Origin of the sequence: Corynebacterium hiratae (assembly GCF_009708045.1) — a bacterium.
Classification (GTDB): Bacteria; Actinomycetota; Actinomycetes; order Mycobacteriales; family Mycobacteriaceae; genus Corynebacterium; species Corynebacterium hiratae.
Genome location: NZ_VIOG01000014.1, coordinates 1 through 24,937, shown reverse-complemented (window position 1 = coordinate 24,937; position 24,937 = coordinate 1). Strand labels below are relative to the sequence as shown.

The window sequence follows — 24,937 nt, the reverse complement described above, 5'->3', positions numbered from 1 at the left end:
AACGGGGGTAGCTACCCCACATTAGCCAGCACATTCGATGGCTGCCGACAGGCATGCCATCGACGTGGAGTCTATTCGTAGCGCACGTCACCGCGCGCAATGTCCTTGCGTCCGTGAACAAAGAAGTAGACCACTGAAGCAACCAACATCAAAGCCGCCAGCATCCAGTACATGGCGGAATATCCCGTCGCGGAGATAACCTGCCCCAGCAGAATCGGCCCGAAGCCGATGCCTAGGTCCAGCAGCAGGAAGAAGGTCGAGATCCCCGCACCCATCTCATGCATCGGCACCAGGCGCACAGCGATTGCCTGACCGGCCGGAAGGATAGAGCCATATCCGATGCCCACCAAAGCACCCGCAGCAATAATCTGCCAATCAGCGCCAGCCGAAGCCAGGACAGCCAAGCCGGCGATAAAGAAGACGAGCGAGGAGTAGATGATGATGTTGTCACCGCGCCGATCCTGCAGCTTGCCCAGCACAAAGCGCAGGATGAGACTCACAACCGCATAAGCCAAGAAGAAATAGCTAACGCCCTTCTCCAGACCTGCGTGAGCGGAATAGCCATTCAGGAAGGTAATGATGCCCGTATAAGCAACACCGACCAAAAGGATAAAGACGCCGAACGGCGCCACCGCCGGGTGCACAATATTCCCCAGCGAGAAGGAGACGCTGCGATGCTCCTGCGCCGGCGCTTTGACGATGAGCCCCAAGCCCATGGCCACTACCGTCAGCGTCAGCGCCACCAGAAACACGGTGTTATAGCCAGCATTGTGGACAATCGCAAGACCTGCCGCCGGACCAAAAGCAGTGGCCAGTGTCGTCCCCAAGGCGAAGTAGCCGGTTCCCTCAGCGCGGCGATGGTCAGGAATCACCGATTGCACCACGGCCATCACAGCCGTCGAGGCCACCGCATAACCGAAGCCATGCAAGATACGGACAGCGAACAACAGTGGCAGAGACTGAGCTGGGAAATACAGCGCCATCGCCACAGTGACCACGATGAGGGAGACAACCAGCGAGCGCTTCCGCCCAACAGCATCCACGATGTAGCCCGAAAAGAGGCGGGCAATCGTCGCCCCCACCACGAAAGCGCTTGAGGCAAACCCGCCCGCCGTGTCCGAAGCTTGGAACTGCTCGACGGCATAGAGCGCCATGATGGTCACAAGCAGATAGAAGACCGTAAATTGGGCGAAATTCACCAACCACGCAAACACGAATGTCGGCGTAATGAGGGACTGGGATTCAGAGGACGTTTGAGACACCTTCTTCAGCAGTGTTATGGAATTAAGACTTCCACACGCTACCAAAGATCAGAGATACTTTCGAATCCATCCTCAGGGTCGTGCCACGCTTGACGACGTCCCTATCCGAACAGTTTTCGCAGGTAGGGCGAGCCGAACTTCCAATCAGGGTCCATCTTTTCACGCAGCTCGCAGAACTCATCAAATCTTGTATAAAGTTGAGCAAAGTCGCTCCGAGACAGGGAGTTCATCTTGCCCCAGTGCGGGCGCCCGCCCGCTGCGCGCAAGATGGGCTCGAGCTTCGGCATGTAATCCTGCGGGTTGAGCGCACGTGGAATGTGGAAGGCAATGTACATCGACTCGCGGCCCGATGCCGTCGAGAGTGCAACGTCATCCGCTGCCGTCGTGCGCAGCTCCATCGGAAATCCGATGCGCCAATCCTGCTCGTCGATGAAGCGGCGGATTTCGCGGACGGTGGCGGGGCCGTCGGCAAGCGGCACTGCGTACTCCATCTCATGAAAGCGAACCCGGCGCGGACTAACGAAAACGTCGTGGGCGGCGGAACGATAGCGGTTATTGGAGATGACCGATGTGGCGAACTTGTTGAGCGTCGGAATCGTCCCCGGAATAAGACGTCCCAGCGCCAGGGCGGCGGCGAAGGCGCCGTTGCCGATGAGCTCGTCGTCGATAAGCGCCTTGAGACGTGAGCGGCGCTCCCCGTTCGGTTCGAGGCGCGTATTGGCCTTGACCATCGCGCGGTCGGTGTGCGGGAACCAGTAGGACTCGAAGTGGTCGACGCCCCTAGAGAGCTCCTCCCAGTTATCCATCAGCTCATCGAAGGCAATGCCGGACTCCTCAGCCAGCAGGTCAAAGGCATCCACGCACTGCATTTCGACTTCGACAACCACGCCGAGCGCGCCCACGCTGACGACCACGAGGCGAAGGAGTTCTGGGTCTTCGTCGATGGAATAGGAGCGGGTGTTGCCGTCGGCGTCGATAAGCGTCAGCCCAGTGACCGTGCCTGCAAAGCCCGTGTAATTGATGCCGGTGCCGTGGGTCGAGGTGGAAATCGCGCCCGCTAGCGATTGCGGGTCCACATCCCCCTGATTGGCCAGGGCAAGACCAAAGGGGCGCAGAAGGGCTGGGACATCACGTAACCGAGTGCCCGCCAGGAATCGGACGCGTTTGCGCTGCTTATCGACGCTCACCAGTCCACTCACGTGATCGAGATTGAGCATCGTCTCCTCCCCCGCTGCGATGGGAGTGAAGGAGTGGCCGGCGCCCACCGCACGCACGCTGCGGGAGCGACTGATGATGCCAGGAATCTCATCGATTCGGGATGGCTGTACAAACTCCTGCGGTTTCGTGGTGACCGATCCTGCCCAATTGCTAAAAGTTGTTGTCATCGGAGTGTCCATCCTTGTCCTCTATAGGTGTCCCATACATCAACACCGTCGTGTCCGACGGCGAGGAGGTGGTCGACGTTTTCTGTCATTTCGCCGGCCTTGGCGTGGCGGAACCACACCAGATCCTCGACGTTCAGAGCGGCCCCATGCAGCGGGGTCTGCACCTCACCGGCCCCCTCCGTGCTGGAGTAGCTCAGCCCTGCCGGCCACACCGGAACCGGAACGCGGTCCTTCGCGGGCGGCCCGGAGGCGATCCAGCCTCCGGAGTTGACCGTGGCCCAGCCCGGCGCGGGCACACGGGAAACCTGGCAGACGAAGAACGCGGCCGCCTTGTGGTTGATGCCGGTGAAGTCATCGAAGATCGCTGGCGTGTAGAAACCGGAGCCAGCGGCCAGCTCGGTCAAGGTTCCCTCGGCCGCGGATTCCTGGAGGCTGCCCGTGCCGCCGCCGTTGACGAATTCGATGTCCGCCACCTCCCGCGCTGCCTCCACGCAGGCTCGGCGCCGCGGGGCCAAATCCGCCATGGACTTGGTGCGCAGCCAGCGCTTGACCGCTCCCACCGGACCCGGCAGGCCATCCGCAACGGATGCCACTTGCCCCTCATAAGCCATGAGACCGACAAGCCGGTGCCCGCGCCGAAGAATCTCGCGCGCAAGCACCGAGACCTGTTCCGGCGTACGCACGGGTGAGCGCCGCGGGCCGATAACCGCGCCCGGCAAGTGGAGGGTGCAATCAATGTCGATGGCCACACGCAGGGAGCCCTCAAGCAGGTCTAAGAGCTCAGCACTATCCACCATGATGGTGATAGCCTCGCGCGCGGTGTCATCCGCTGCGAGCTCACGCAGAGCCTTGCGGTTGACGCTCGGGTAGGCCACCACGATGTCACGAAAACCCTCTCCCACCAGATGCAGCGCCTCCGGAACGGAATAGGCGAGGATGCCACGGTAGCCCTCGTGCTCGAGGGCACGGCGAAGTGCTGCCACGCTGCGTATTGACTTCGAGGCCACGCGGATGGGCAGTCCCCCGGAGCGGGTCGGCATTTGTGCAGCGTTGTAGTCGAATGCGGCGAGGTCGATGACGCCTACGGGCGCTGGGCTTTCTCCAGATTTGACGAGCGGCTCAACGGCCGCGCGTACCTGGGCCTGTGGAGTGGTCGCGAGGATTGGCATAGCGTCATCCTAACCACGATTAATTTAGTTTGTGAGACAAATCTCGAAAAATCTATAGCGCCATCGCATATTTTTGGGACAATAGACCGCATGAAGACCTTCACTCAGACCCGTCTGCCCCAGCGAGTGCTCAATTTCTTAGACACGGATCCCGCCCGCGATGTTTGCGGCACGGGTGAGCAGCACCAGGCTCACGCGCCTTTTAGCGGTGAGGAGCTCTTTAGCTTCCCCGTCGCCACCGCCGGGGACGTCGAGAAGGCTGTTAACTATGCGCGCGCCGGCGTTGGCCAAGGTGACCGCGCCGCCATCTTGCTGCGCCTACACGACCTCGTTCACGAGAATGAGGAGCTCATCCTCGACCTCATCCAGGCCGAGAACGGCAAGTCCCGCTCCCATGCCTATGACGAGCTGATGGATCTATATAACTGCGCGCGCTTCTACGCGGTCAATATCCGCAAGGCCTTTGGCGCTGACCGCCACCCCGGCGCGCTTCCCGTACTGACTAAAACGCGCACGCAGCACTACCCGCTGGGCGTGGTGGGGCTTATCTCTCCGTGGAACTATCCCCTGTCCCTCGGAGTGGGCGATGTTCTGGCAGCGCTCTCTGCCGGCAATGCCGTGGTGCACAAGCCGGATTCTCAGACCACGCTGACGGCGATTCTGCTGCGACGCCTAGCCATTGAGGCGGGCCTTCCGGAGGCCGCCTGGCAGTTGGTTCCCGGCCACGGTGCGGAGGTGGGCGATGCCCTCGTTCCGCTGGTGGATGGCCTCTCCTTTACTGGTTCCACCAAGGCCGGCAAGTCCATCGCCACCCAGGCTGCGGGGCGCCTCATCCCCACGATGCTGGAGCTGGGTGGCAAGAACCCGATGCTGGTGCTTGACGACGCCCCCCTCAAGCCCACCGCCCAAGGTGCCGTGCGCACCGCATTCTCCTCCTCCGGGCAGCTGTGCATGTCCGCCGAGCGCGCCTATGTCCACGAGAGCGTCTTTGAGGAGTTCCTCGCGGAACTTCAGAACGCGCTGGACCAGCAGGTGCTCGGCGCGGCCTTCTCCGATGCCGCCACCATCGGCTCGCTGACCTCGCAACGCCAGCTCGATGCCGTTAAAGCCCACGTGGAGGATGCCGTGTCCAAGGGCGCCACCGTGGTCTACGGAGGAAAGGCTCGGCCGGACCTTGGTCCATACTTTTATGAGCCCACCGTGCTGACTGGTGTGACCCCAGAGATGGATCTCTATGCCACCGAAACCTTCGGCCCGGTCCTCGCAGTCTATGCAGTGAGCTCCGACGCCGAAGCCATCCAGCTCGCCAACGACACCACCTACGGCCTATCCGCATCGGTGTGGTCTGGAAACTCCCGCCGCGCATGGAAGGTGGCCTCCCAGCTGGAGGCCGGCATGGTCAACATCAACGAGGGCTTCGCCGCCGCCTATGGCTCGATCGCCGCGCCCGGTGGCGGCGTCAAGGACTCTGGCCTAAACCACCGCCACGGCATTACCGGCATGCGCCTGTGGGCCAACGAGCGCACCGTGGCCGAGCAGCGCCTGCACCCGCTTGCCCCCTCGGAGTACATCTCGCCGGAGCGCTTCCGCCAGCTGGTCTCCACCGGCATGCAGCTGATGAAGACTTTCCGGCTCTAATCGCCATCTAAAAAACTATGAAGGAACTTACCCGCGACGAGCTTCTCGCGCGTCGACTCATCGCTCAAGGCCTTGCACCATCGGCCGCGCGCGACTCTGGCGTCGGCACTCGATGTTGCCGAGCATCTCCTCGCTCTCCAAGGCCAGACCTACGATGCCGGTATCAGAGCACTTGTTCTTCGCGCCGGCTGCGATGAGCACAAGGTACTCGAAGACATTTCTCACTTTCGCGTGGTGCGCTGTTGGCCACAGCGCGGCACGCTGCATTTCATGCCGGCTGCCGACGTCCGTTGGATGTCCCGCCTGCTCTACCCACGCGTAGCCTCCAGCCAGAAATCGCGGCGACCGAGCTTGGGGCTGAGCGAGGACATGGTGGCAGCGGCCTCGGAAGCGCTTCACAGCGCAGCGACCGAGCCCCTGAGCCGCACGGAAGTCTACGAGATTTTCGCTGAAGCTGGCGTTGATCCCACTGAAGGCCGAGGCTCCCACCTACTCCGCGCTTTCGGCGGTGCCGGCGACCTCGTGCAAGGCCCGAAAGCTGGCAGCCAAGAGACTTTCCTCCACGTCGACGCGCTGCCTACCGTCCAGCGCGAACCGGAGGAGCCGCTTGCTGAGCTGGCCCAGCGCTATGTCGAAGGACATGGCCCAGTGTCCGCAGCCGACCTCCAAGCATGGTCCAAGCTCAGTAAATCTCAGGCCACCAAGGCCCTGACATCGACGGTTGCTCAACCTGTGTGTCACGATGGTCAGGCCTTCTGGATGGCCACTTGGCAGGAGGATGTCACGGCTAGCGAGATCGATGAGGCCCTCAAAATCCGCCTCGAGCTCCCCGCCTTTGATGAATACCTTCTGGGGTATGCACACAAGGAATGGATCGTTCCCGATGAGATCCGCGATGATGTCCTTACCAAGAACGGCCTCAGCTGGCCGTGGGTCATGGAGGGCGGACGCGGGGTCGCAAGCCTGCGGTACGCGGGCTAAACTACAGCATCCGCAGGATGCGGCGATGAACCGTTCCAGCCGGCTCGACGTGGATGAACACCTCGGCGCCGGGGAAAAGCTCGTCGATGGCATCCTCGATGCGGTCGGCGATGGTGTGCGAGTGCAACACCGTCCACTCGCCGGGCACGTCCATGGTGAGGTAGACAAGGCGCTGACGACCCGCTGCCACTGTGCGGCGCGAGGTAAAGGAAACTTGGTGGTGATCTTCCAGCTCATTGAGAAGCGCGTCCAGCTGCGCATGCTCTTCCTTGGGCAAGGATTCCGACAGAAGGGAGCTCAGGGATTCTTTGAGCAGCTTGTACCCGGTCCACAAGATGTTGATACCGACTGCCAGCGCGATGACGGGGTCCAACCACAGCCAGCCTGTCAACGCCACTGCCCCGATGCCGACGATGACGCCGACGGAGGTCCAGACGTCGGTAAGCAGGTGCTGACCATCCGCCTGCAGGGCAGACGAGCGGTACTGCTTTCCGGCGCGGACAAGCAGCAGACCGACCACCAAGTTAATGAGAGCCGCTACTAACGACAGCAGCAAACCAACGCTTGGCTGTTCAAGCGGCAGCGGGTGTAAGAAGCGGCGAATGGCCGTGTAGATGATCATGCGGCCGCGACGAAAATCATCGCGCCTTCCACCAGCGCGGAAACATATTCAGCCTTGCCATGACCAAATTGGTGGTTCGCATCCGCGGGCTTAGCGGCAATCTTGATGGCGATGAATCCCACCACTGCGGCGACTAGGTTGACACCGGACTCAAGGGCATCCGAAAGGAAGCCCACCGACCCCGTCACCGCGGCGGCAATCACTTTGAGAACAATGGTGACGACGGCGGCGGCGATGGAGAGCTTCATGAAGCGTTCGAGCAACCGCTGCTCATTCGGATGAGACATGCGTGTCCTTCTATGAATCCTGCGGTAAGGAAACGGATTGTTACCGCGTGTAGGTTACCAAAGACGAGAGTGCACGTACTGTTCACGCAATGTTTACCGCGTGCGGTCGCAAAGTACATAAACCACCGTTAGTTTGTACTTCATGTCCAAAGACATATCTCCCCCGGTTCTCCTCTTCGATTTTGACGGGACCGTCAGCCTTGGCCACGGCCCCGTGCTGGCCTATGCGCACCTCATTGCAGAGAAAGCTGGGCACCCATCCATTGCTCAAGACGCCGAAGCGCTGCTGAACTCCGATAACGTCGGATCAGCACGCGACGGTTACCACCTCGTCCGCACTCTCGCCGCCGAACTCGACGTGCCGGAAGAGACCTGCCAGGAGGCATATATGGCTTCCCGGAAGAACCTCGCCGACACCGGTATCACCGCCCCTGAGGGGCTTGCCGAATTCCTTGCCTCCTACCCCGGCCGCGCCATTCTGGCGACTAACTCTCCAGAGGTTGGTCTCAGCGCGGCCCTTCACACACTGGGCCTCGACAGGTCCTTCGACACCGTCTACACCAGGGTGGGCAAACCTGAAGGCCTTACCCGCATCCTGGACACCGATCTCGCCGACACGGATCCGACTCGCCTCATCTCCTTCGGCGATATTTGGGAGTTCGACCTCGCACCCGTGGCCGCCGTAGGCGGACGCACCGTGCTCGTTGACTCCCCCTTCGCAACCTCCCCTGAGGCTGACCCGACGTGGCGCGTCACCCGCGTCACCGACATCTTTCCCGAACTGACCTCCGCTCTTTAACCCACACGCACAGAAAGACATTCATTATGCGCCGTTTCACCGCTCTTGCCGCCACCGCCCTTACCTTGTCCCTCTCCCTCACCGCCTGCTCTTCCGACTCCGATAACGGTTCCGATGCTGCCAAGGGCTCCGATGAGAAGCTCACCCTCGCGCTCATCCCAAACGAGAAGGTCAATGACCTGGTGACCACCGCGAAGCCGCTGACCGATTACCTCTCTGAGGAACTCGGCGTGGAGGTTGAGGGTGTCGTGACCAAGGATTACCAGGCCGCCGTCGAGGCCATCGGCTCCGGCCAGGCAGACATCGCCATCGCCTCCGCGGCACAGCTGGCCTCCGCTGAAGACATGTACGACGCCCACGCTGTTCTGCAGGACGAGCGCTTCGGTGCAGATTCCTACGCCGGCCAGTTCGTCACCAACAACCCGGACAAGTACTGCGAGGATGAGCCAGTCAAGTCCACCTATGCTGCCAGCGGCGCCGAGTACCTCTACTGCAACGGCACCGCCACCGCAGACGAGAACAAGGGCCAGGGGCCGAAGGGCCTCGAGGCGCTGAAGAAGATCGATGGTGAGACCACCGTCGCTATGCTCGGCGCCACCTCCCCGGCCGGCTACCAGCTGCCCGTCATGGCGATGGAGTCCCAGGGTATCGACGTCGATAGCCTCAAGAAGGTCCCGGTAACCTCCAACGATGCTTCCATCATGGCTGTCTACAACGGCGACGCTGAGGTGGGCTTTAGCTTCTGGGACGCACGCTCCACCATCGACGCGTCCGAGGCTCCTGACTTGGCTGAGAAGCTCGTCGTCTTCGGATACACCGAGATGTACCCCAACGGCGGCGTCGTCATTTCTGACGATGTCCCAGAGGAGCGCCGCAAGGAAATCACCGAACTCATGGATGGTTTCTCTGAGGTCGACCCAGACACGATGTCCGCCATCTTCGATATCACCGACTGGGTTCCGGCTAAGAAGGAATCCATTGACATGGCGCGCAAGGTCAACGAGCGCTTCGCACAGTAGGTTCGCGCTCCTCCACTGCCCATTTCCCACTCAGAAAGGTTCCCCCATGACGGAGGAGAAGGCGTGGGGCATTCGGTTCGAGAATGTCTCGGTGCGCTACCCCAACGGAACGCTGGCGCTTGACGACGTCTCCGTGGACATCGCCCCCGGTGAATTCGTCGCCATCGTCGGTCTCTCGGGTTCCGGTAAGTCCACGTTCATCCGCAGCATTAACGGGCTCGTTAAGCCGACGTCGGGAAAGATCTTCGTTGGTCCTCACGAGATCTCCGCCGCGAAAGGCTCCCAGCTGCGTAAGCTCCGTGGCCGCATCGGCATGATTTTCCAGGAGTTCAACCTGGCAGATCGCGCGAGTGTGTTTTCTAATGTTCTCGTCGGCCGTTTCTCCCACAACCCTGGATGGCGCACATTGCTCGGCATCTCCACGTCGGAGGACAAAGCGGTTATCGCCGAGGCGTTGGAATCCGTGGGCATCCTCGACAAAGCGTGGAACAAGGCCGGCGCCTTGTCTGGTGGACAAAAGCAGCGCGTGGCTATTGCTCGCGCCCTCTCCCAGAAGCCGGCCATTATGTTGGCCGATGAACCCGTGGCGTCCCTCGACCCGCCTACCGCGCACTCCGTGATGAAGGATCTACGCCGCATCAATACCGAGCGTGACCTCACCACGTTGGTGAACCTGCACCTTGTGGACTTGGCCCAGGACTACGCGACACGCATCATCGGCATTCGCCACGGCAAGATCGTCTTCGATGGCCCCGCCCAGGGATCCACGGTGGAGGATTTCGAGGCCATTTATGGCCGCCGGATCCGCGAGGAGGACCAGCTGGGAAGCCAAGGGAGCGCAGTATGACAGCCGTGCTTCCTCCTCGTCAGCGCAACTGGCCCGGCATTCTCGGCGGGCTCGCCGCGTTCATCGCGCTGACCATCGCCACGTGCATCCCCGCCTGGGGCGGCATTGAGATTAACGTTGGGCAGATCGCTCGCAACTGGCGCAATGGCGCCGACAGGCTCGCGCAGATGTTCACCCCGGATTGGTCGATCCTTCCGCGCACGTGGGAGCCTCTACTCGAGACCCTAGCCATGGCCGTGGTGGGTGCCGCCATCTCCGCGGTGATTGCCCTTCCGCTGTCGTTGTGGGCCGCGCGCCCGACGAATCCGTCGACGCCGTGGCGCACACTCGTGCGCGGTATCGTCAACGTTATCCGCGCGGTGCCCGATCTCGTGTACGCCACCATTCTCGTCGCCATGCTCGGTGTGGGTTCCCTCCCGGGCATCATCACGCTGGTGCTTTTCGACGTCGGCATCGTGGTCAAGCTCGTCTCCGAGGCCATCGACTCTGCCGATGATTCCTACATGGAGGCTGGCCGCGCGGCCGGCGGCACGCAGAATCAGATCAATCGCGTGACTGCTCTCCCACAAACCTGGCCCGCCTTTGCCAGCCAGGTCATTTACTCTCTCGAACTCAACGTCCGTATCTCCGCGGTACTAGGCCTCGTGGGCGCCGGTGGCATTGGCCTGCTCATCGACGAGGTCCGCGGCTTCTACCGCTATGACGCGCTTTCCGCCATCGTGCTGGAGCTGCTCGTCGTCGTCATCGCCCTCGAGGTCGTATCCGTCAACCTGCGAAAGAGGTTGCGATGAGCATTACACTTCCAGCAACTGCACCATCCGCGCTGCCTTCACGTTCCCGCAGCTGGGTTGTCGGGGCTGCGTGGGCCGGAATTTTGGTCATCCTTGCGCTGTCTTTCGGCTACATCGATGTCAACTTTTCCGCGCTCAAAGAGCTCCCCGCCAACATCTGGCACTACCTCGTACTCATGTTTTCGAACCCGGACTGGTCCAAACTCGGCGAGGCCCTCCTGCAAACCTGGCGCTCCGTGGCCATGGCGTGGATCGGCGCGCTTCTCGGCGTAGTGCTTTCTACTATTCTCGGCGTCCTCGCCGCGAACACTGTCACCCCGGGCTGGGTATGCCTTCCGCTGCGCGCGCTCTTCGCCATCATCCGCGCGGTCCCGGAGATCATCATCGCCATCATCATCCTGACGGTCACTGGGCTCACTCCTTTTACAGGTGCGCTTGCCTTGGCGATCGGCGGCATCGGTACACATGCCAAGTGGACCTATGAGGCCATCGAAACCGCGCCGACCGGCCCGGCTGAGGCCGTCAAAGCCTCTGGCGGCACCCTCGCAGAAATGGTGCGCTGGGGTACCTGGCCCATCGTTCAGCCGGAGCTGGCTTCACTCGCGCTCTATCGCTTTGAGATCAACGTGCGTACTTCCGCCGTCCTCGGCCTCATTGGGGTGGGTGGTATCGGCGACATGCTCACCGGTTATACGCAGTACCGACAGTGGGACGTCGTGGGTGTGCTGCTTATAGTCGTCATCGTCATCACCATGTCCATCGACGCCATCTCCGGCGCCATCCGCCACCGGATTGTGGCCTCCACGTTCACCTGATTCGTGTCCTCCCATGATTGATTTCGCCCCGCCGTCCGCACACATCACTACGCGCATGCCTAGCTTGCAGCCCATCGAGCAGCGCGTGGCCCAAGCCATTTTGGAGGACATGGACTTTGTCCTACACGCCACCGCGGACCAGCTGGCGGCTAAGGTGGGAACGTCGCGTACCTCCGTCATCCGCACCGCGAAGGCGCTGGGCTATGACGGATACCAGCAACTGCGCGTAGCGCTCACGCAGGAAATCGCGCAGCGCCCGAAGCCGCTTCCCGACGCCGACTCCACCCACGTCGGCCGCATGTCCGCCGAGATTGCCTCCTTTAGCAACTACTTGCATGGGCTCACTGCCCTGCTCAACGAGGATGAGCTGACCGCAACGGTGGAGGTCTTGGCACAGGCCAGGCGTGTCCTCGTCGTGGGCAACGGCCTCTCCGCTCCCCTAGCGCAAACCATGGCGCTGCGACTGACAAGCATCGGGCGCCCGCCGAGTTCGTAGCGGAGGCCATAGGCCAGCACATCGCCGCGACGCAATTAGATAAAGACAGTGTGTGCCTCGTGGTCTCCGGATCCGGGTCAACCACGCTCACGCTCAACGCCGCCACCGCAGCCTTCGAAGCGGGTGCACAGCTCATCGCGCTGACCTCGTTTACCTCCTCGCCCCTGGCGGAGCTCGCCTCCTACACGCTAGTCATCCCCTCCCCTGATGGGACGTTTCGCGCGGAGCTGCAGGATGCCTCCCGAGTGGCCTTCCTGCTGGTTTTGGAGGCGCTCGTCACGCTGGTGGATTCCCACCTCGATGATTCCGCGGCGCGGCGCACGGTACTCTCCGTGGTGCAATCGGCGATGGAGGATTAATTACCCACGTAGGCGTAAGCAGCGGCTATCAGAGCCTGCGTCGCCGTGGTGAGCGTCGGCTGCAGCTCCGGAGCGAAGCGCGGGTTGTGGTTGGGAATTGATGCGCCATCGGTACGCCCGCCAAAGCCCCAGAAACAATAGGGAGTGCCGAAGGCATCGGGGATGCGAGAGAAATCCTCCGAGGCGGTCCACGGCTCCATGTCGAGGACGTTGTCGCCACCGAGGACGTCGACAAGCTGCGCGCGCACCTTTTCGGTCACCTCTTCATCATTGACGGTGAGCGGGAAGTTATCGCTCTGGACAATCTCCGGCTCGCGCGGGGATATCGCTGCCTGGCACTCGGCGTTGACGATGCGGTGGACGGCCTCAACGATTTGTGCTCGGACGTCCTCGTCATAGGCACGGATATTAATCCGCAAGGTCGCTGAATCCGGGATGATATTGGCCTTCGACCCCGCCTGCAGTGCACCAACGGTCAACACGGCAAACTGGTGAGGGTCGACTTCGCGGGACACGATGGTCTGCAGCCGCAACACGATGGAGCTGGCGAGCACCACCGGATCAACGCTGAGGTGCGGCATCGAGCCATGAGAACCGTGACCATAAACGGTGACGGTGAGTGAGGTCGCTGTAGACAAGACCGGGCCGGACGCGATGAGTACGCTGCCAGCGGGGGCATTCTTATCAATGAAGATGTGCTGACCAAAGGCCACATCAGGAGTGGGGACTTTATCGGTAAGGCCCGCGTCCACCATGGACTGCGCGCCCTCAGCGGTCTCCTCGCCCGGCTGGAATAGAGCGACGAATGTACCGGACCACGCATTGGTCGCCTTGGCCAGCGCCTCGGTGGCGCCGAGCAACCCGGCCACGTGGGCATCGTGGCCGCAGGCGTGCATTGCCTCGCCTGTAGCGGAGTAGTCCAGGCCGGTGTCCTCTGTGATGGGCAAGCCGTCGAAATCGGCGCGCTCTAGGACGGTCGAGCCTTCGCCGTTGCGGAGGATGCCGACTACTCCCCCGCCGAATTCCATCACCTCAACTCCTGGAAACTCCTGGAGCTTATCCGCGATAATACCGCGGGTGCGCTCCTCCTCCATACTGAGCTCAGGATGTTGGTGGAGATCCTTGTACAGGGCCTCTTGCCACTGCGTGGCCTCTGCTGCGCGGTCTAGGATGTGGGCGATACTCATGCCCACAGCCTACGCGGAGTGGTGTCTAACTAGCCGCCGATCTTGAAATCGCAGACGTCGCCATCCTGCATGATGTATTCCTTGCCTTCTTGGCGCACCTTGCCGGCGTTGCGGGCCTCTGCCATGGAGCCAGCGGCGTCCAGGTCATCGAAGGAGACGATTTCGGCCTTGATGAACTTCTTCTCAAAGTCGGTGTGGATAACACCCGCAGCCTGCGGTGCTGCAGAACCCTGCTTGATGGTCCATGCACGGGCTTCCTTCGGGCCTGCGGTCAGGTAGGTCTGCAGGCCGAGGGTGGCGAAGCCGGCCTTGGCCAACGTCGCCAAGCCAGGCTCCTCCTGGCCCACCGACTCGAGCAGTTCCAGTGCCTCCGCCTCATCGAGCTCAAGGAGGTCGGTTTCGGTCTGGGCATCGAGGAAGACGCATTCCGCGGGGGCGACGAGCTGGCGCAGCTCCTCCTTCTTGGCGTCATCGGTAAGCACGGCCTCGTCCGAGTTGAAGACATAAAGGAAGGGCTTCGCGGTCATGAGGTGCAGCTCGCGCAGGAGGGAGAGGTCGATCTCGTTGCTCTTGGAAGCGGCGAAGAGGGTGCGGTCATCTTCCAAGATGGCCTGGGCCTTCTTGGTCTCTTCCACGGTCTCTGCCAGGTCCTTGTTCTTGCGGGCTTCCTTTTCCAGACGAGGCAGGGCCTTCTCAATGGTTTGGAGGTCCGCGAGGATGAGCTCGGTATTAATAACGGAGATGTCGTGCGCCGGGTTGACCTCACCGTCAACGTGGATCACGTTCTCATCGGCGAAGGCTCGCACCACCTGGCAGATGGCGTCAGCTTCACGGATGTTGGCGAGGAAGGCGTTGCCCATGCCTTCACCCTTGGAAGCGCCTTCGACAATGCCGGCGATGTCCACGAAGGACACGGTGGCCGGGAGGATGCGCTCGGAGCTGAAGATTTCCGCTAGGCGGTTCAGGCGGGAATCGGGGAGCTCAACGAGGCCGACATTCGGCTCAATGGTGGCAAACGGGTAGTTCGCCGCCAAGATGTCGGAACGGGTCAGGGCATTAAACAAAGTGGACTTGCCCACGTTGGGCAGGCCGACGATTCCAAGTGTAAGACTCACGGGGCCAATCCTAACGCACCCCGGATCTTTTAAGGCAAGATGGTGGGGTGAGTTCTGATCAGCCATCCCCCAATGCATCCTCGCCTGAGCTTGCCGCAGCAGAGGCAGCACTTGGCGGGCGCTTCGATGACTCCGTCGATGCTGCCTCGCTGAACGCTGTCTCCGCACACCCGCCAGGCAACCAAGTGGATCGCTCCGTGGTGGTCGGCGAGGTCATCAAATCCGCATCACTGTGGGCACTGCGACTGACCATCATTGGCGTCTTTCTTTATGCCTCATTCCGCATGCTGGGCAACTTCTGGCGCGGCATCCTGCCCGTCCTCATCGCGCTGATTATTTGCACCGTGCTGGCCCCCATTGCGAGCGCCATGCGGCGAAAGGGATTGCCGTCAGCCCTCGCTGCGGCAGTGACCATTCTGGTGTCTTTTACTGCGGTGGGCACCCTCTTCATGTTCATTGCGCCGGACTTCGCACGGCAGTCCCAAACACTGTATCTGCAGACTGTGGAGGGAATTCAACGCTTGCAGCTATGGGCACAGGGCCCGCCGCTCAACCTCGACGCGAATGAGATCGGCGGCTACATCGATGAAATCGCCCTGTGGTTGCAGCGCCAGGCGGGTTCCATTGCGGGCTCCGTGTTCACCGGAATCGGCACGGCCACCTCCATCGTGGTCACGCTCTTCATCATCGTGGTGCTGACCTTCTTCTTCCTCAAGGACGGACACAACTTCCTGCCGTGGCTGCGCCAAGCGACGGGCCGCCGCACCGGCTGGCACTTGACTGAGCTGCTAACCCGTGTGTGGACCACGCTGGGTGGTTTCGTGCGGGCACAGGCTGTCGTCTCGCTTGTCGACGCCGTCTTATCGGCCTCGGCCTCGCCCTCATCGGTGTGCCTTTGGCCATGGCCCTGGCCATCATCACGTTCATCGCCGGCTTCATCCCCTTTGTCGGCGCAATTGTGGCCGGCGCACTGTCCGTGACCATCGCGCTGGTGTCTTTGGGCTTCACCAAGGCGCTTCTGGTGCTTGGCTTGGTCCTGCTGGTCCAGCAGCTCGAGGGCAACGTGCTCTCCCCGTGGCTGCAGTCGAAGGCGATGAACCTGCACCCGGTTATCGTGCTGATTTCCGTGACCGTCGGCTCCGCGCTCTTTGGCCTCATTGGCGGTTTCCTCGCCGTGCCGGTTGCCGCCACCATCGCGGTGGTCTACCGCTACTTCCAAGACATGGTGATGCTCCAATCCGGCGAGAGAACCGCCGAGGAGTTGGAGTTTTCTACCGTGGCAGGCTTCCTCATCGGGCGCTATACCCAACAGCAAGGTGACCACAAACGCGAGCAATGGCTGTCCGTCCCAGACCACGCTGCCCCGGAAGGCGCGGCGGAAGACGTCGCCAGCGATGGCACGAGCCCGCTGGACCGCAAGGTCGATGTTGACGCGGAACTCAGCGAGCGCGATAGCGGCGCCCGCGCGGGAATCAAGCGCGCCATCGGCGCTCTCGAACAGATGTTGCAGTCGAAGGACAAGAACTAGCGGGGCGTGTCCGGGGCGCATGTCATGATGACAGACATGACGTCTACCCTTCCCGTGTTGCTCCTCTTCCTCGGCCTCATCATTGGCGCCGCCCTCGGTTGGCTGGCCCGCGCCTATTCCGCGCAGTCTTCCCAGCCCTCCGAAGAACACCGCGCGCTGCAAGAATCCCAACGCCGCCAAGCAGAACTTGCCCCGCTGGAAAAGGCCATGGACCGCTTGGGCCTGCAACTGCAGGAAATTGAGGAGGATCGCGCGACATCGCTCGCCGCACTCAGCAGCCAAGTTCAAGCGGTAACGCGCACCTCGACGCGGCTTTCCGATCGCACCGACAAGTTGGTCGGCGCGCTGCGCTCGCCGAACGTCCGCGGGCGCTGGGGCGAAGTACAGCTGGAACGCGTGGTCGAGCTCGGCGGCATGCGCAAACACGTGGACTTCGATTCCCAGGTCAGCGCTCGCATCAACGGTTCGGTGGTCCGCCCTGACCTCGTCATCCACTTGGCGGGTGGGCGCAGCATTGTGGTCGACGCCAAGGTTCCACTCAGCGCCTACCTCGACGCCATGGAGACTGAGGATCCGGAAGAAAGGGCAGGGTATCTCCGGCGCCACGCGCACCTGATGCGCTCACATGTCCAAGCACTGGCTTCTAAGGACTATATCGAGGCTTTCTCCCCCACGCCGCAGTTTGTGATCCTCTTCGTTCCCGCGGATACCTTCGTCGACGCCGCGCTATCCATCGATGCCGAGCTGCTCGAGTTCGCATTCGAGCGCAACATCGTCATCGCCACGCCGAGCACTCTCTTCGCCCTCCTGCGCACCGTGGCGGTGAGCTGGCAGCACGAAGAAATCTCCGACAAAGCCCGCGAGGTACAGCGCTTGGGACGTGAGCTCTACACGCGCCTTAATACCCTCAACGAGCACTATGACAAGGTCGGCCGCGGCCTCGAGCGCGCGGTTGAGGCTTATAACGCGAGTTTGGCCAGCTTGGACTCCCGCGTCGGGGTCACCGCGCGGCGGCTCAAGGAACTAGATGTGCCCGCCCGCGTTGACCGCCTACCGGTGGAGCCGCGCAGTGTCGGTTCTTGGCCGCGGCGCGCCCACGATGAATAACGTTTTGGTCACCAATCCCGGTAAGCTCTCTGGTCGTGTCTGTTGCCAAAAATCGTCGCCGCCCTCCCCGCCGTGGGATGCCGCTTACCCGAGCGCTCCTCGTCGCGCTCGTCGTGACGCTTGTGGCCTTGGCAGTCTCAGGTGTGCTCGGCAAGGTTGCCCTGCCGTTCGCCCTGATCTTTGGACTTGGCTCGCTCGCTCTCACCTGGTTGGTGGAGATCCGCGGGCTCTACTTGTTGGTGATCACCCTGCCGCTGCTCTACGCGCTAGGAACCGTAGGCGGCGGGTTCATTAACTCGACGGCTGCCTTGCCGGAAGGCGCCTCTCCGTTTTCCAAGACCGCGCTTCTCACCACGGCCTTCCCACTGATACAGCACTTCCCAGTGCTCATCGTCACGGTCTTGGCGTGTGCGCTGCTCGCGGTCATGCGTATATGGAGCAGCAACAACCACGCGAAGAGCCGAGAAGCGGAAGCACAAAAGAAGCGCCGCGCCGACGCTGCCTCCGACCGCCGCAACCGCTCTGAGCGGCTCTCCGTGGCAGAGCTCATTGCCCGGGAGAACACGAGTTCTGGACGGGTCCGAGAGCGCAACCGTGAGGAACGCCGCCGCCTGCAGGCCGAAGAGCGCGCCCAGCTCCGCCAAGCGTCCCCCGAGACCGACGTGCAGGAGGATTTCCGCCGCGCCGCCGCTGAAGCAGCGGAGAATGCGCGGCGCCCCCAGCGGTCCCCCCAGCCGCTCGAGGAAAACCTCTACGACGAGGACTAGCGCGCAGTACGTGCCGGGCGCAGATCGCGCGGCAGCGAGAACGTGATGGTCTCCGTGGAGGTGGTCACCTGCTCAACGTCGCTGTAGCCACGCTCATCCAGGTATTCGAGCACTTCACGCACCAGCAGCTCAGGCACGGAGGCACCACACGTGACGCCAACGGTGTTCACGCCTTCAAGCCAGGCCTCATCGATCTCTGAGGCGAAATCCACCAGATAAGAAGTCTTCGAACCTGCCTCCAGGGCAACCTCGACCAGGCGCTTGGAGTTGGAGGAGTTCTGGGAGCCGACAACGATCATGAGATCACACTTCGGGGCGATGGCCTTGACCGACTCCTGACGGTTCTGCGTGGCGTAGCAAATATCGTCTGACGGCGGGTTTTCCAAGTGCGGGAAGCGCTCGCGCAGCTTGTTGACGATCTGAATGGTCTCATCCACCGACAACGTGGTCTGGGACAGCCAGATGAGCTTTTCCTCGTGTAGGAAGTCCGGCAGCTTGTCGACGCCCTCCAAACCATCCACCAGGTGGGTGACGTCTGGGGCCTCGCCGGCAGTACCTTCGACCTCTTCGTGGCCTTCGTGGCCGATCAGCAGAATCTGGTAGCCGTCGCGCTCAAAACGCTGGGCCTCCTTGTGCACCTTGGTCACCAGCGGGCACGTGGCGTCTAGCGTTAGCTGCTTGCGCTCTTCGGCCTCTTTGCGCACGCTCGGCGCGATGCCGTGCGCAGAAAATACCAGGTGAGCACCTTCGGGGGCCTCGGAGGCCTCCTCCACAAAGATGACGCCACGCTTGGCCAGGGATTCAACGACGAAGCGGTTGTGCACGATTTGCTTGCGCACGTAGATGGGAGCGCCGTATTTTTCCAGCGCCTTTTCCACTGTCTCAACAGCGCGGTCCACGCCGGCGCAGTAGCCGCGGGGAGCCGCGAGGAGCACCTTCTTTGCAGTTTCAGTCATGCCAACCAGAGTATCTAAAGTTGCCCACATACTGTAGTTCCCGCCGATTCCCGCCCGCCGCAAGTGACCGGTGAGCCCGGATGTCCGGCGCGCCCCATACACTAGACGGAGCACGCCCCGAAGCACAGACCACTCAAGAGAAAGGACTGCGCGTGAACCAACCGGCCAATTCCGCGGAGACACCGTGGCCCGTCGGCAAGGTCAATGACCAAGTCAAAGGCTGGATCGAGCGCCTCGGCTTCCTCTGGGTGGAGGGCCAGATCACCCAGCTGAACATGAAGCCGACGTGGAAACTGTCCTACATCACCCTGCGTGACGTGGAACAGGAGAAATCTGTCCAGCTGACCTGCAACACGTCGCTCATCCGGAATGCTCCCTCGCCGCTCAAGGACGGCGACCGCGTCGTGGTCTACGGCAAGCCCGCCTTCTACGCTGGGCGCGGTAGCTTCTCCCTCTGGGTTACTGAGATTCGCCACGTTGGCATCGGCGATCTCCTCGCCCGAGTAGAGATGCTGCGCCAGCACCTACGCCAGGAGGGCCTGTGCGATCCATCTCGGAAACTGCCGCTTCCCTACCTGCCAAAGAAAATCGGACTCATCACCGGCCGTGGCTCCCACGCTGAGCGCGATGTCCTCTCGGTGGCACAAGACCGCTGGCCGGCAGTCCAGTTCGAGGTCATCAACACAGCGGTGCAGGGAGCCACGGCAGTTACCCAGGTCATTGACGCGCTGCAGACCCTCGATGCCAACCCAGAGGTCGATGTCATCATCATCGCCCGCGGCGGCGGGTCGGTGGAAGACCTGCTCCCCTTCTCCGAGGAGGCCCTCCAGCGCGCTGTGGCCGCCGCCCGCACCCCGGTTGTCTCCGCCATCGGCCACGAGCCGGACCACCCGGTGCTTGACGACGTCGCCGATCTCCGCGCCGCCACCCCCACCGACGCGGCCAAGCGCGTTGTGCCCTCTGCTGCTGAGGAATACGCAGTGATTTCCGAAGCGCGTTCCCGCATGGCGGCTGCGCTGCGCGGCTGGGTGGAACGGGAGCGCCGCGGGCTCGAGAGCATTCGCTCCCGCCCAGTCCTCGCGGACCCTATGGTGCCGATCACCGCGCGCCGCGAGGAACTCGAACGCCACGTTGCGTCGATCCGGCGAGTCATTACTCATCAGCTGGACCGAGAAAGTAACCAGGTAGCCTCGTTGCGTGCGCGTGTCTCCGCCCTAGGCCCCTCGGCCACTCTCGAGCGCGGTTATGCCATTGTGCAGGTCCTTCCGCGCGATGGCAGCGGGCCGGAGGTCGTTACGAGCTACACGCAATCGCCCCCGGGTTCGCAACTGCGCATCCGTGTGGGTGATGGCTCGATCACCGCCGCCGCCATGGCCTCCCAGGCTGCGGATTAAACAGAACGCTTTATACAGAACCAGTAAGAAAGAAGCATTATCCCTCATGACTGACACGATTGGCGCCGGCCAGCCCGGCCAAGACGCTTTCCCGCCCGTCGAGGAGCTGAGCTATGAGCAGGCCCGCGACGAACTTATCGAAACCGTGAAGATCCTCGAGCTCGGGCAGATGGGCTTGGACGAGTCTCTGAAATATTGGGAGCGCGGCGAGGCATTAGCCAAGGCCTGCGAGGCACACCTCGACGGCGCTTCCAAGCGCGTAGAGGAAGCCCTCCGCAAGAATGCGGACAGCCCGGACAACGCAGAAGCACAAACGGAATCAGGAGAGGTTTAAATGAAGATTTACGGCTACCCGGGAGATCGCGTCGACTTCGTCTCCAAGTCCGGCGGAGCAGGGGCCATGGTCTTTGGTGATCCGCGCCAGCTCGCCGAGGAATTCTTCGGCACCCCGCACACCGACAACGGCGAAGAAATCAGCTACTTTTCCGGCTCCATTGTCTTGCGCTTCACCGAAGGGAAACTCAGCGAGGTCTCTTTATTCCCAGGCAAGTCCAAGCACGAAAAGGTGGATATCTACCTTGGCAAGACCCGCCTGAGCGGCCTGGACCCCGAGACCCTGCGCAGCGCTGCTGGCGACGCGGTCGAGGTGGAATGGGACGGCGCGCTGCAGAGCGTGACGTTTCGCTGACTAGTTACTCGCTGACGACGCTGCCGTCCTCAGCGATCTGGAGCGGCTCGGCCTCGACGAATGCGGTCAGAGCCGCCTCATAATCCGCGTCGGAGGCAGAGCCGGTAAGGATAAGGCGGGCATCGCCCAAGTCCGTGATCCACAGGGGGCGAACATCTTTGTCGTCGCTGCTCAGGATTTCCACGTCCTGACCCGCTACCTCACGCCGCTCGGAGTTGGCTCGATAGTTGGAATCGTAAGCGGTGGGGACATCCTCAAGCGCTAGCTGGGTCTGTGCCGACTCAACGTATCCTTCATTCGCGGTCAGCCAGCTCACCACGGCACCGGACTCGCTGCCCACTTGCTTGCGCCGCGCGCCGTCGGCTGCCAGCCCTCCGGCATGACAGGCTCACGAATGACCGCCCCGCTACCGCGCGCTTCCATCTCCAGGAAGGTAGCGGCATCCACATTCTGCACAGGCCCGGACTTTTCCGGGTTTATCGAGCACAGTCCCGTTGCTCCGACGGCCAGGAACATCATGATGAGGATGATGCCCACCGTCAGGGTGATATCACGCGCGTCCTCGAAAATCTTTGGTTTATCTTCAGATGCCACCCGCCCAGTATGGCACGACGCCTCCGACACACGCGACAGCGCCCTCTCACCTGCCTTTTCGGCAGGTGGTGCACCCCCGCCCCTCTTCTGGGGGAGGCATTCGGGCTTGAGCGGACAGGAAAAGTGGAAGAATAGAATTTGTATTCCGGGTTGTCCCCCACCCCGGGCCGAGCCACCTGAAAAGAAAGGGACTAATCACACATGTCTGATAACACGTCTTATATCCCCGACCGCAACCTAGCCATGGAGCTGGTGCGCGTCACCGAGGCAGCAGCGCTCGCCTCGGGTCGCTGGGTTGGCCGTGGACAGAAGAATGAAGGTGACGGCGCCGCGGTGGATGCTATGCGCAAGCTCATCAACTCCGTCGAGATGAACGGCGTCGTCGTCATCGGCGAAGGCGAGAAGGATGAGGCCCCGATGCTCTTCAACGGCGAGAAGGTCGGCACCGGCCAGGGCGCCGAGATGGACATCGCCGTCGACCCGGTTGACGGCACCCGCCTCATGGCTGAGGGCCGCCCGAACGCTATTTCCGTCATTGCTGCTGCCGAGCGCGGCACCATGTATGACCCGTCCGCTGTTTTCTACATGAAGAAAATTGCTGTTGGCCCCGACGCGGTCGGCGCCATCGACCTCAATGAGTCGGTGGCATGGAACGTGAAGTCCGTGGCCAAGGCCAAGGGCATCAAGCCGGCTGACCTGACCGTCGTCGTGCTCGACCGCCCCCGCCACGATGACCTCATCCGCGAGATCCGTGAAGCTGGCGCCAAGGTTCGCCTCATCATGGACGGTGACGTTGCCGGCGCTATCGCCACCTGCCAGGACAGCAACTCCATCGACCTCATGATGGGCATTGGCGGCACCCCGGAGGGCATCATTACCGCCTGCGCCATGAAGTGCATGGGCGGTGAAATCCAGGGCAAGCTGTGGCCCAAGGATGAGGAGGAAGCAGAGAAGGCCCGCAAGGCTGGCCACGACCTCGACCGCGTCCTCACCACCAACGATCTGGTTTCTTCCGAGAACTGCTACTTCGCCGCTACCGGCGTGACCAACGGCGATATGCTCCGTGGTGTCTCCTACCGCCCGAACGGCGCCACCACCCGCTCGCTGGTCATGCGCTCCAAGTCCGGCACCATCCGCTACGTCGACTCCATCCATAAGCTGGCTAAGCTGCAGGAATACTCCGTGGTGGACTACACCAACCCCCACGATCAGGAAAGCTAGTCCACTTTCCCAGGAAGAGTGCTACGGTGGCCATGAATGCCGTGCCACGGCACACATAAAGAACCCAACAAAACTCATTTCACAGAAAAGGTGAATTCATGACTGAATACCGCATTGAACACGACACCATGGGCGAGGTAAAGGTTCCGGTCGACGCCCTGTGGCGTGCCCAGACCCAGCGCGCCGTGGAGAACTTCCCGATCTCCGGCCGCGGCCTCGAAGATGCTCAGATCCGCGCACTCGGCCTCCTCAAGGCTGCCTGCGCCCAGGTAAACAAGGACTCCGGCAAGCTCGATGCGGAGAAGGCTGACGCCATCATCGCCGCCGCCACCGAGATCGCAGAGGGTAAGCACAATGACGCTTTCCCGATTGACGTCTTCCAGACCGGCTCTGGTACCTCTTCCAACATGAACACCAACGAGGTCATCGCCTCCATCGCCCACAACAATGGCGTGGAGATCCACCCGAATGACCACGTGAACATGGGCCAGTCCTCCAACGACACCTTCCCCACCGCAACCCACGTTGCAGCAACTGAGGCTGCCGTCAATGACCTCATCCCGGGCCTCAAGGTGCTCCACGACTCTCTTCTGGCCAAGGCCAAGGAATTCGCTGACGTGGTCAAGTCCGGCCGTACCCACCTGATGGACGCCACCCCGATCACCCTGGGCCAGGAGTTCGGCGGCTACGCTCGCCAGATCGAGCTCGGCATCGAGCGCGTTGAGGCCACCCTGCCACGCTTGGGTGAACTGGCTATCGGCGGCACCGCTACCGGTACCGGCCTGAACACCGACGCTGAGTTTGGCGGCAAGGTCACCGAGGAGCTCAAGAAGCTCACCGGCATTGACCAGCTCTCCGAGGCCAAGAACCACTTCGAGGCCCAGGCTGCCCGCGATGCCCTCGTCGAGTTCTCCGGCGCCATGCGCACCGTGGCTATCTCCCTCAACAAGATTGCCAACGACATTCGTATGATGGGCTCCGGCCCGCTGACCGGACTTGCGGAGATCCACCTCCCGGATCTGCAGCCGGGCTCCTCCATCATGCCGGGTAAGGTCAACCCGGTTCTGAGCGAGGCCGCCACCATGGTGGTCAGCCAGGTCATCGGTAACGACGCCGCTGTTGCTTTCGGCGGCTCCAACGGCCACTTCGAGCTCAACGTCTACATCCCGATGATGGCCCGCAACGTCCTCGAGTCCTCCCGCCTGCTGGCAAATGTCTCCCGCGTCTTCGCCGAGAAGTGCATCGACGGCATCGAGGCCAACGAGGAGCGCATGAAGAAGTTTGCGGAGTCCTCCACCTCCATCGTGACTCCTCTGAACTCCAAGATCGGCTACGAGAACGCCGCCAAGGCAGCTAAGCACGCGCTGAACGAGAAGATCACCGTCCGCGAGGCAGTCATCGACCTCGGCTTCGTCGACGGCGAGAACCTTACTGAGGAGGAGCTCGATGAGCGCCTCAACGTTCTCACCATGACCAACCGCGACCGCGACAACTTCTAAGCTCGCTTTCGCCCACGCCGCCGCTCTTCGCACCGCCTCCTTGAGGTGGCGCGCAGGGCGGCTTCGCCGTTTTCCCATCCACCCCGCTGGGCCAACAGCAGGGTCGGGGTAGCCAAACTGCCCGTCCTGCCAAAGTTATAGCCTCCTCAAGATCTGGCAATAACTTCGTCAACTAGGGCAGTTTTAGGCTTGAGAGTTTCTTTCCTAGCCATCACTTCGCGCCCTTCGCGCTCACGGCGAGCCTTAACCAGCCACTGCCCACGCTGCCGGTGGGCGCGAAGGATGCCTGACTTGGCTCAAATTAGTGCCGAAGGGTTGGGGTGGTGATGGTGTTGACGAGGGTTTGGATTTCCGGGGGTAGTGGTACTGCGGCGTGGATGGTTTCGCCGCCAACGACGAGTTGAAAGCTGC

At 62.0% G+C, this 24,937-nt stretch carries 22 protein-coding genes and 3 pseudogenes; 17 read left to right on the top strand and 8 right to left on the bottom strand.

Annotation, left to right across the window (positions count from 1 at the left end):
• Positions 1-71 precede the first annotated feature (71 nt).
• The 3 genes from FME68_RS11160 to FME68_RS11150 form a co-directional block, all read right to left on the bottom strand.
• Positions 72-1,262 carry an MFS transporter gene (locus tag FME68_RS11160; RefSeq protein ID WP_328287828.1) on the bottom strand — a complete coding sequence of 397 codons (1,191 nt, stop codon included), beginning with the start codon at positions 1,260-1,262 and terminating at the stop codon, positions 72-74.
• 101 nt (positions 1,263-1,363) lie between these two features.
• Positions 1,364-2,647, bottom strand: coding sequence for a D-arabinono-1,4-lactone oxidase (locus tag FME68_RS11155; protein ID WP_158397587.1), 1,284 nt, complete (start codon positions 2,645-2,647; stop codon positions 1,364-1,366).
• The gene (locus FME68_RS11150) at positions 2,644-3,816 is read right to left on the bottom strand and encodes an alanine racemase (RefSeq protein WP_158397586.1); all 1,173 of its coding nucleotides are present in this window, start codon (positions 3,814-3,816) and stop codon (positions 2,644-2,646) included. The genes FME68_RS11155 and FME68_RS11150 overlap by 4 nt, the downstream gene beginning before the upstream one ends.
• Positions 3,817-3,906: 90 nt before the next feature.
• Here FME68_RS11150 and FME68_RS11145 point away from each other — a divergent pair, with 90 nt between their 5' ends.
• Both FME68_RS11145 and FME68_RS11140 read left to right on the top strand, forming a co-directional pair.
• Positions 3,907-5,454, top strand: coding sequence for a succinic semialdehyde dehydrogenase (locus tag FME68_RS11145; RefSeq protein ID WP_158397585.1), 1,548 nt, complete (start codon positions 3,907-3,909; stop codon positions 5,452-5,454).
• Between the two features lie 72 nt (positions 5,455-5,526).
• Entirely contained in the window at positions 5,527-6,435 is a 909-nt protein-coding gene (locus FME68_RS11140) for a winged helix DNA-binding domain-containing protein (protein WP_230308988.1), read from the top strand.
• A gap of 1 nt (position 6,436) precedes the next feature.
• On the opposite strand, the pseudogene FME68_RS11135 reads toward FME68_RS11140, so the two are convergent.
• A pseudogene (locus tag FME68_RS11135) lies at positions 6,437-7,344 on the bottom strand (cation diffusion facilitator family transporter).
• A 142-nt stretch (positions 7,345-7,486) separates the two neighbouring features.
• Between FME68_RS11135 and FME68_RS11130 the strand changes: the two are divergent.
• From FME68_RS11130 to FME68_RS11100, 7 genes are read left to right on the top strand one after another with little or no spacing between them, the layout of a single operon-like run.
• Positions 7,487-8,143, top strand: a complete 657-nt coding sequence (locus FME68_RS11130; RefSeq protein WP_158397584.1) for an HAD family hydrolase — start codon at positions 7,487-7,489, stop codon at positions 8,141-8,143.
• Between the two features lie 26 nt (positions 8,144-8,169).
• Complete coding sequence (locus tag FME68_RS11125) at positions 8,170-9,162, top strand: phosphate/phosphite/phosphonate ABC transporter substrate-binding protein (RefSeq protein ID WP_158397583.1); 993 nt, start codon at positions 8,170-8,172, stop codon at positions 9,160-9,162.
• Between the two features lie 46 nt (positions 9,163-9,208).
• Complete coding sequence (gene phnC, locus FME68_RS11120) at positions 9,209-10,009, top strand: phosphonate ABC transporter ATP-binding protein (RefSeq protein ID WP_158397582.1); 801 nt, start codon at positions 9,209-9,211, stop codon at positions 10,007-10,009.
• Positions 10,010-10,014: 5 nt separating this feature from the next.
• Positions 10,015-10,800 carry a phosphonate ABC transporter, permease protein PhnE gene (gene phnE, locus FME68_RS11115; protein WP_328287827.1) on the top strand — a complete coding sequence of 262 codons (786 nt, stop codon included), beginning with the start codon at positions 10,015-10,017 and terminating at the stop codon, positions 10,798-10,800.
• A complete protein-coding gene (phnE, locus tag FME68_RS11110; protein WP_158397580.1) occupies positions 10,797-11,615 on the top strand; it encodes a phosphonate ABC transporter, permease protein PhnE in 819 nt (272 codons plus the stop codon). Before phnE (FME68_RS11115) ends, phnE (FME68_RS11110) begins: the two co-directional genes overlap by 4 nt.
• 13 nt (positions 11,616-11,628) lie before the next feature.
• Complete coding sequence (locus FME68_RS11105; RefSeq protein ID WP_158397579.1) at positions 11,629-12,111, top strand: MurR/RpiR family transcriptional regulator; 483 nt, start codon at positions 11,629-11,631, stop codon at positions 12,109-12,111.
• An 8-nt stretch (positions 12,112-12,119) separates the two neighbouring features.
• On the top strand, positions 12,120-12,470 hold the full coding sequence (locus FME68_RS11100; protein ID WP_328287838.1) for an SIS domain-containing protein: 351 nt from the start codon (positions 12,120-12,122) through the stop codon (positions 12,468-12,470).
• On the opposite strand, the gene FME68_RS11095 is transcribed toward FME68_RS11100, so the two are convergent.
• Positions 12,467-13,657, bottom strand: coding sequence for an amidohydrolase (locus FME68_RS11095; protein ID WP_158397577.1), 1,191 nt, complete (start codon positions 13,655-13,657; stop codon positions 12,467-12,469). The genes FME68_RS11100 and FME68_RS11095 overlap by 4 nt on opposite strands.
• 29 nt (positions 13,658-13,686) lie before the next feature.
• Positions 13,687-14,772 carry a redox-regulated ATPase YchF gene (ychF, locus tag FME68_RS11090; RefSeq protein ID WP_070546558.1) on the bottom strand — a complete coding sequence of 362 codons (1,086 nt, stop codon included), beginning with the start codon at positions 14,770-14,772 and terminating at the stop codon, positions 13,687-13,689.
• A gap of 47 nt (positions 14,773-14,819) precedes the next feature.
• Here ychF and FME68_RS11085 point away from each other — a divergent pair.
• The 3 genes and pseudogenes from FME68_RS11085 to FME68_RS11075 all read left to right on the top strand — a co-directional run bounded on the left by FME68_RS11085 (position 14,820) and on the right by FME68_RS11075 (position 18,174).
• A pseudogene (locus tag FME68_RS11085) lies at positions 14,820-16,300 on the top strand (AI-2E family transporter).
• A gap of 36 nt (positions 16,301-16,336) precedes the next feature.
• On the top strand, positions 16,337-17,407 hold the full coding sequence (locus FME68_RS11080) for a DNA recombination protein RmuC (protein WP_070701687.1): 1,071 nt from the start codon (positions 16,337-16,339) through the stop codon (positions 17,405-17,407).
• Positions 17,408-17,442: 35 nt separating this feature from the next.
• Positions 17,443-18,174, top strand: coding sequence for a DUF6542 domain-containing protein (locus FME68_RS11075; protein WP_246818591.1), 732 nt, complete (start codon positions 17,443-17,445; stop codon positions 18,172-18,174).
• Here FME68_RS11075 and FME68_RS11070 read toward each other — a convergent pair.
• The gene (locus tag FME68_RS11070) at positions 18,171-19,130 is read right to left on the bottom strand and encodes a 4-hydroxy-3-methylbut-2-enyl diphosphate reductase (RefSeq protein WP_070754977.1); all 960 of its coding nucleotides are present in this window, start codon (positions 19,128-19,130) and stop codon (positions 18,171-18,173) included. The genes FME68_RS11075 and FME68_RS11070 overlap by 4 nt on opposite strands.
• Positions 19,131-19,282: 152 nt before the next feature.
• Between FME68_RS11070 and xseA the strand changes: the two genes are divergently transcribed.
• From xseA to FME68_RS11055, 3 genes are read left to right on the top strand one after another with little or no spacing between them, the layout of a single operon-like run.
• Entirely contained in the window at positions 19,283-20,524 is a 1,242-nt protein-coding gene (gene xseA, locus FME68_RS11065) for an exodeoxyribonuclease VII large subunit (protein ID WP_175972772.1), read from the top strand.
• Between the two features lie 46 nt (positions 20,525-20,570).
• Positions 20,571-20,858 (top strand): exodeoxyribonuclease VII small subunit, encoded by a 288-nt coding sequence (locus FME68_RS11060; RefSeq protein WP_070546567.1) that lies wholly within the window; start codon positions 20,571-20,573, stop codon positions 20,856-20,858.
• Positions 20,859-21,212 carry a hypothetical protein gene (locus FME68_RS11055; protein ID WP_070510278.1) on the top strand — a complete coding sequence of 118 codons (354 nt, stop codon included), beginning with the start codon at positions 20,859-20,861 and terminating at the stop codon, positions 21,210-21,212.
• A 4-nt stretch (positions 21,213-21,216) separates the two neighbouring features.
• On the opposite strand, the pseudogene FME68_RS11050 reads toward FME68_RS11055, so the two are convergent.
• Positions 21,217-21,728 (bottom strand): annotated as a pseudogene (locus FME68_RS11050) (DUF4245 domain-containing protein).
• 279 nt (positions 21,729-22,007) lie between these two features.
• On the opposite strand from FME68_RS11050, the gene glpX reads away from it, so the two are divergent.
• Positions 22,008-23,027, top strand: a complete 1,020-nt coding sequence (glpX, locus tag FME68_RS11045) for a class II fructose-bisphosphatase (RefSeq protein ID WP_070517591.1) — start codon at positions 22,008-22,010, stop codon at positions 23,025-23,027.
• Between the two features lie 98 nt (positions 23,028-23,125).
• A complete protein-coding gene (locus tag FME68_RS11040) occupies positions 23,126-24,526 on the top strand; it encodes a class II fumarate hydratase (RefSeq protein ID WP_046648340.1) in 1,401 nt (466 codons plus the stop codon).
• Positions 24,527-24,937: the final 411 nt, after the last annotated feature.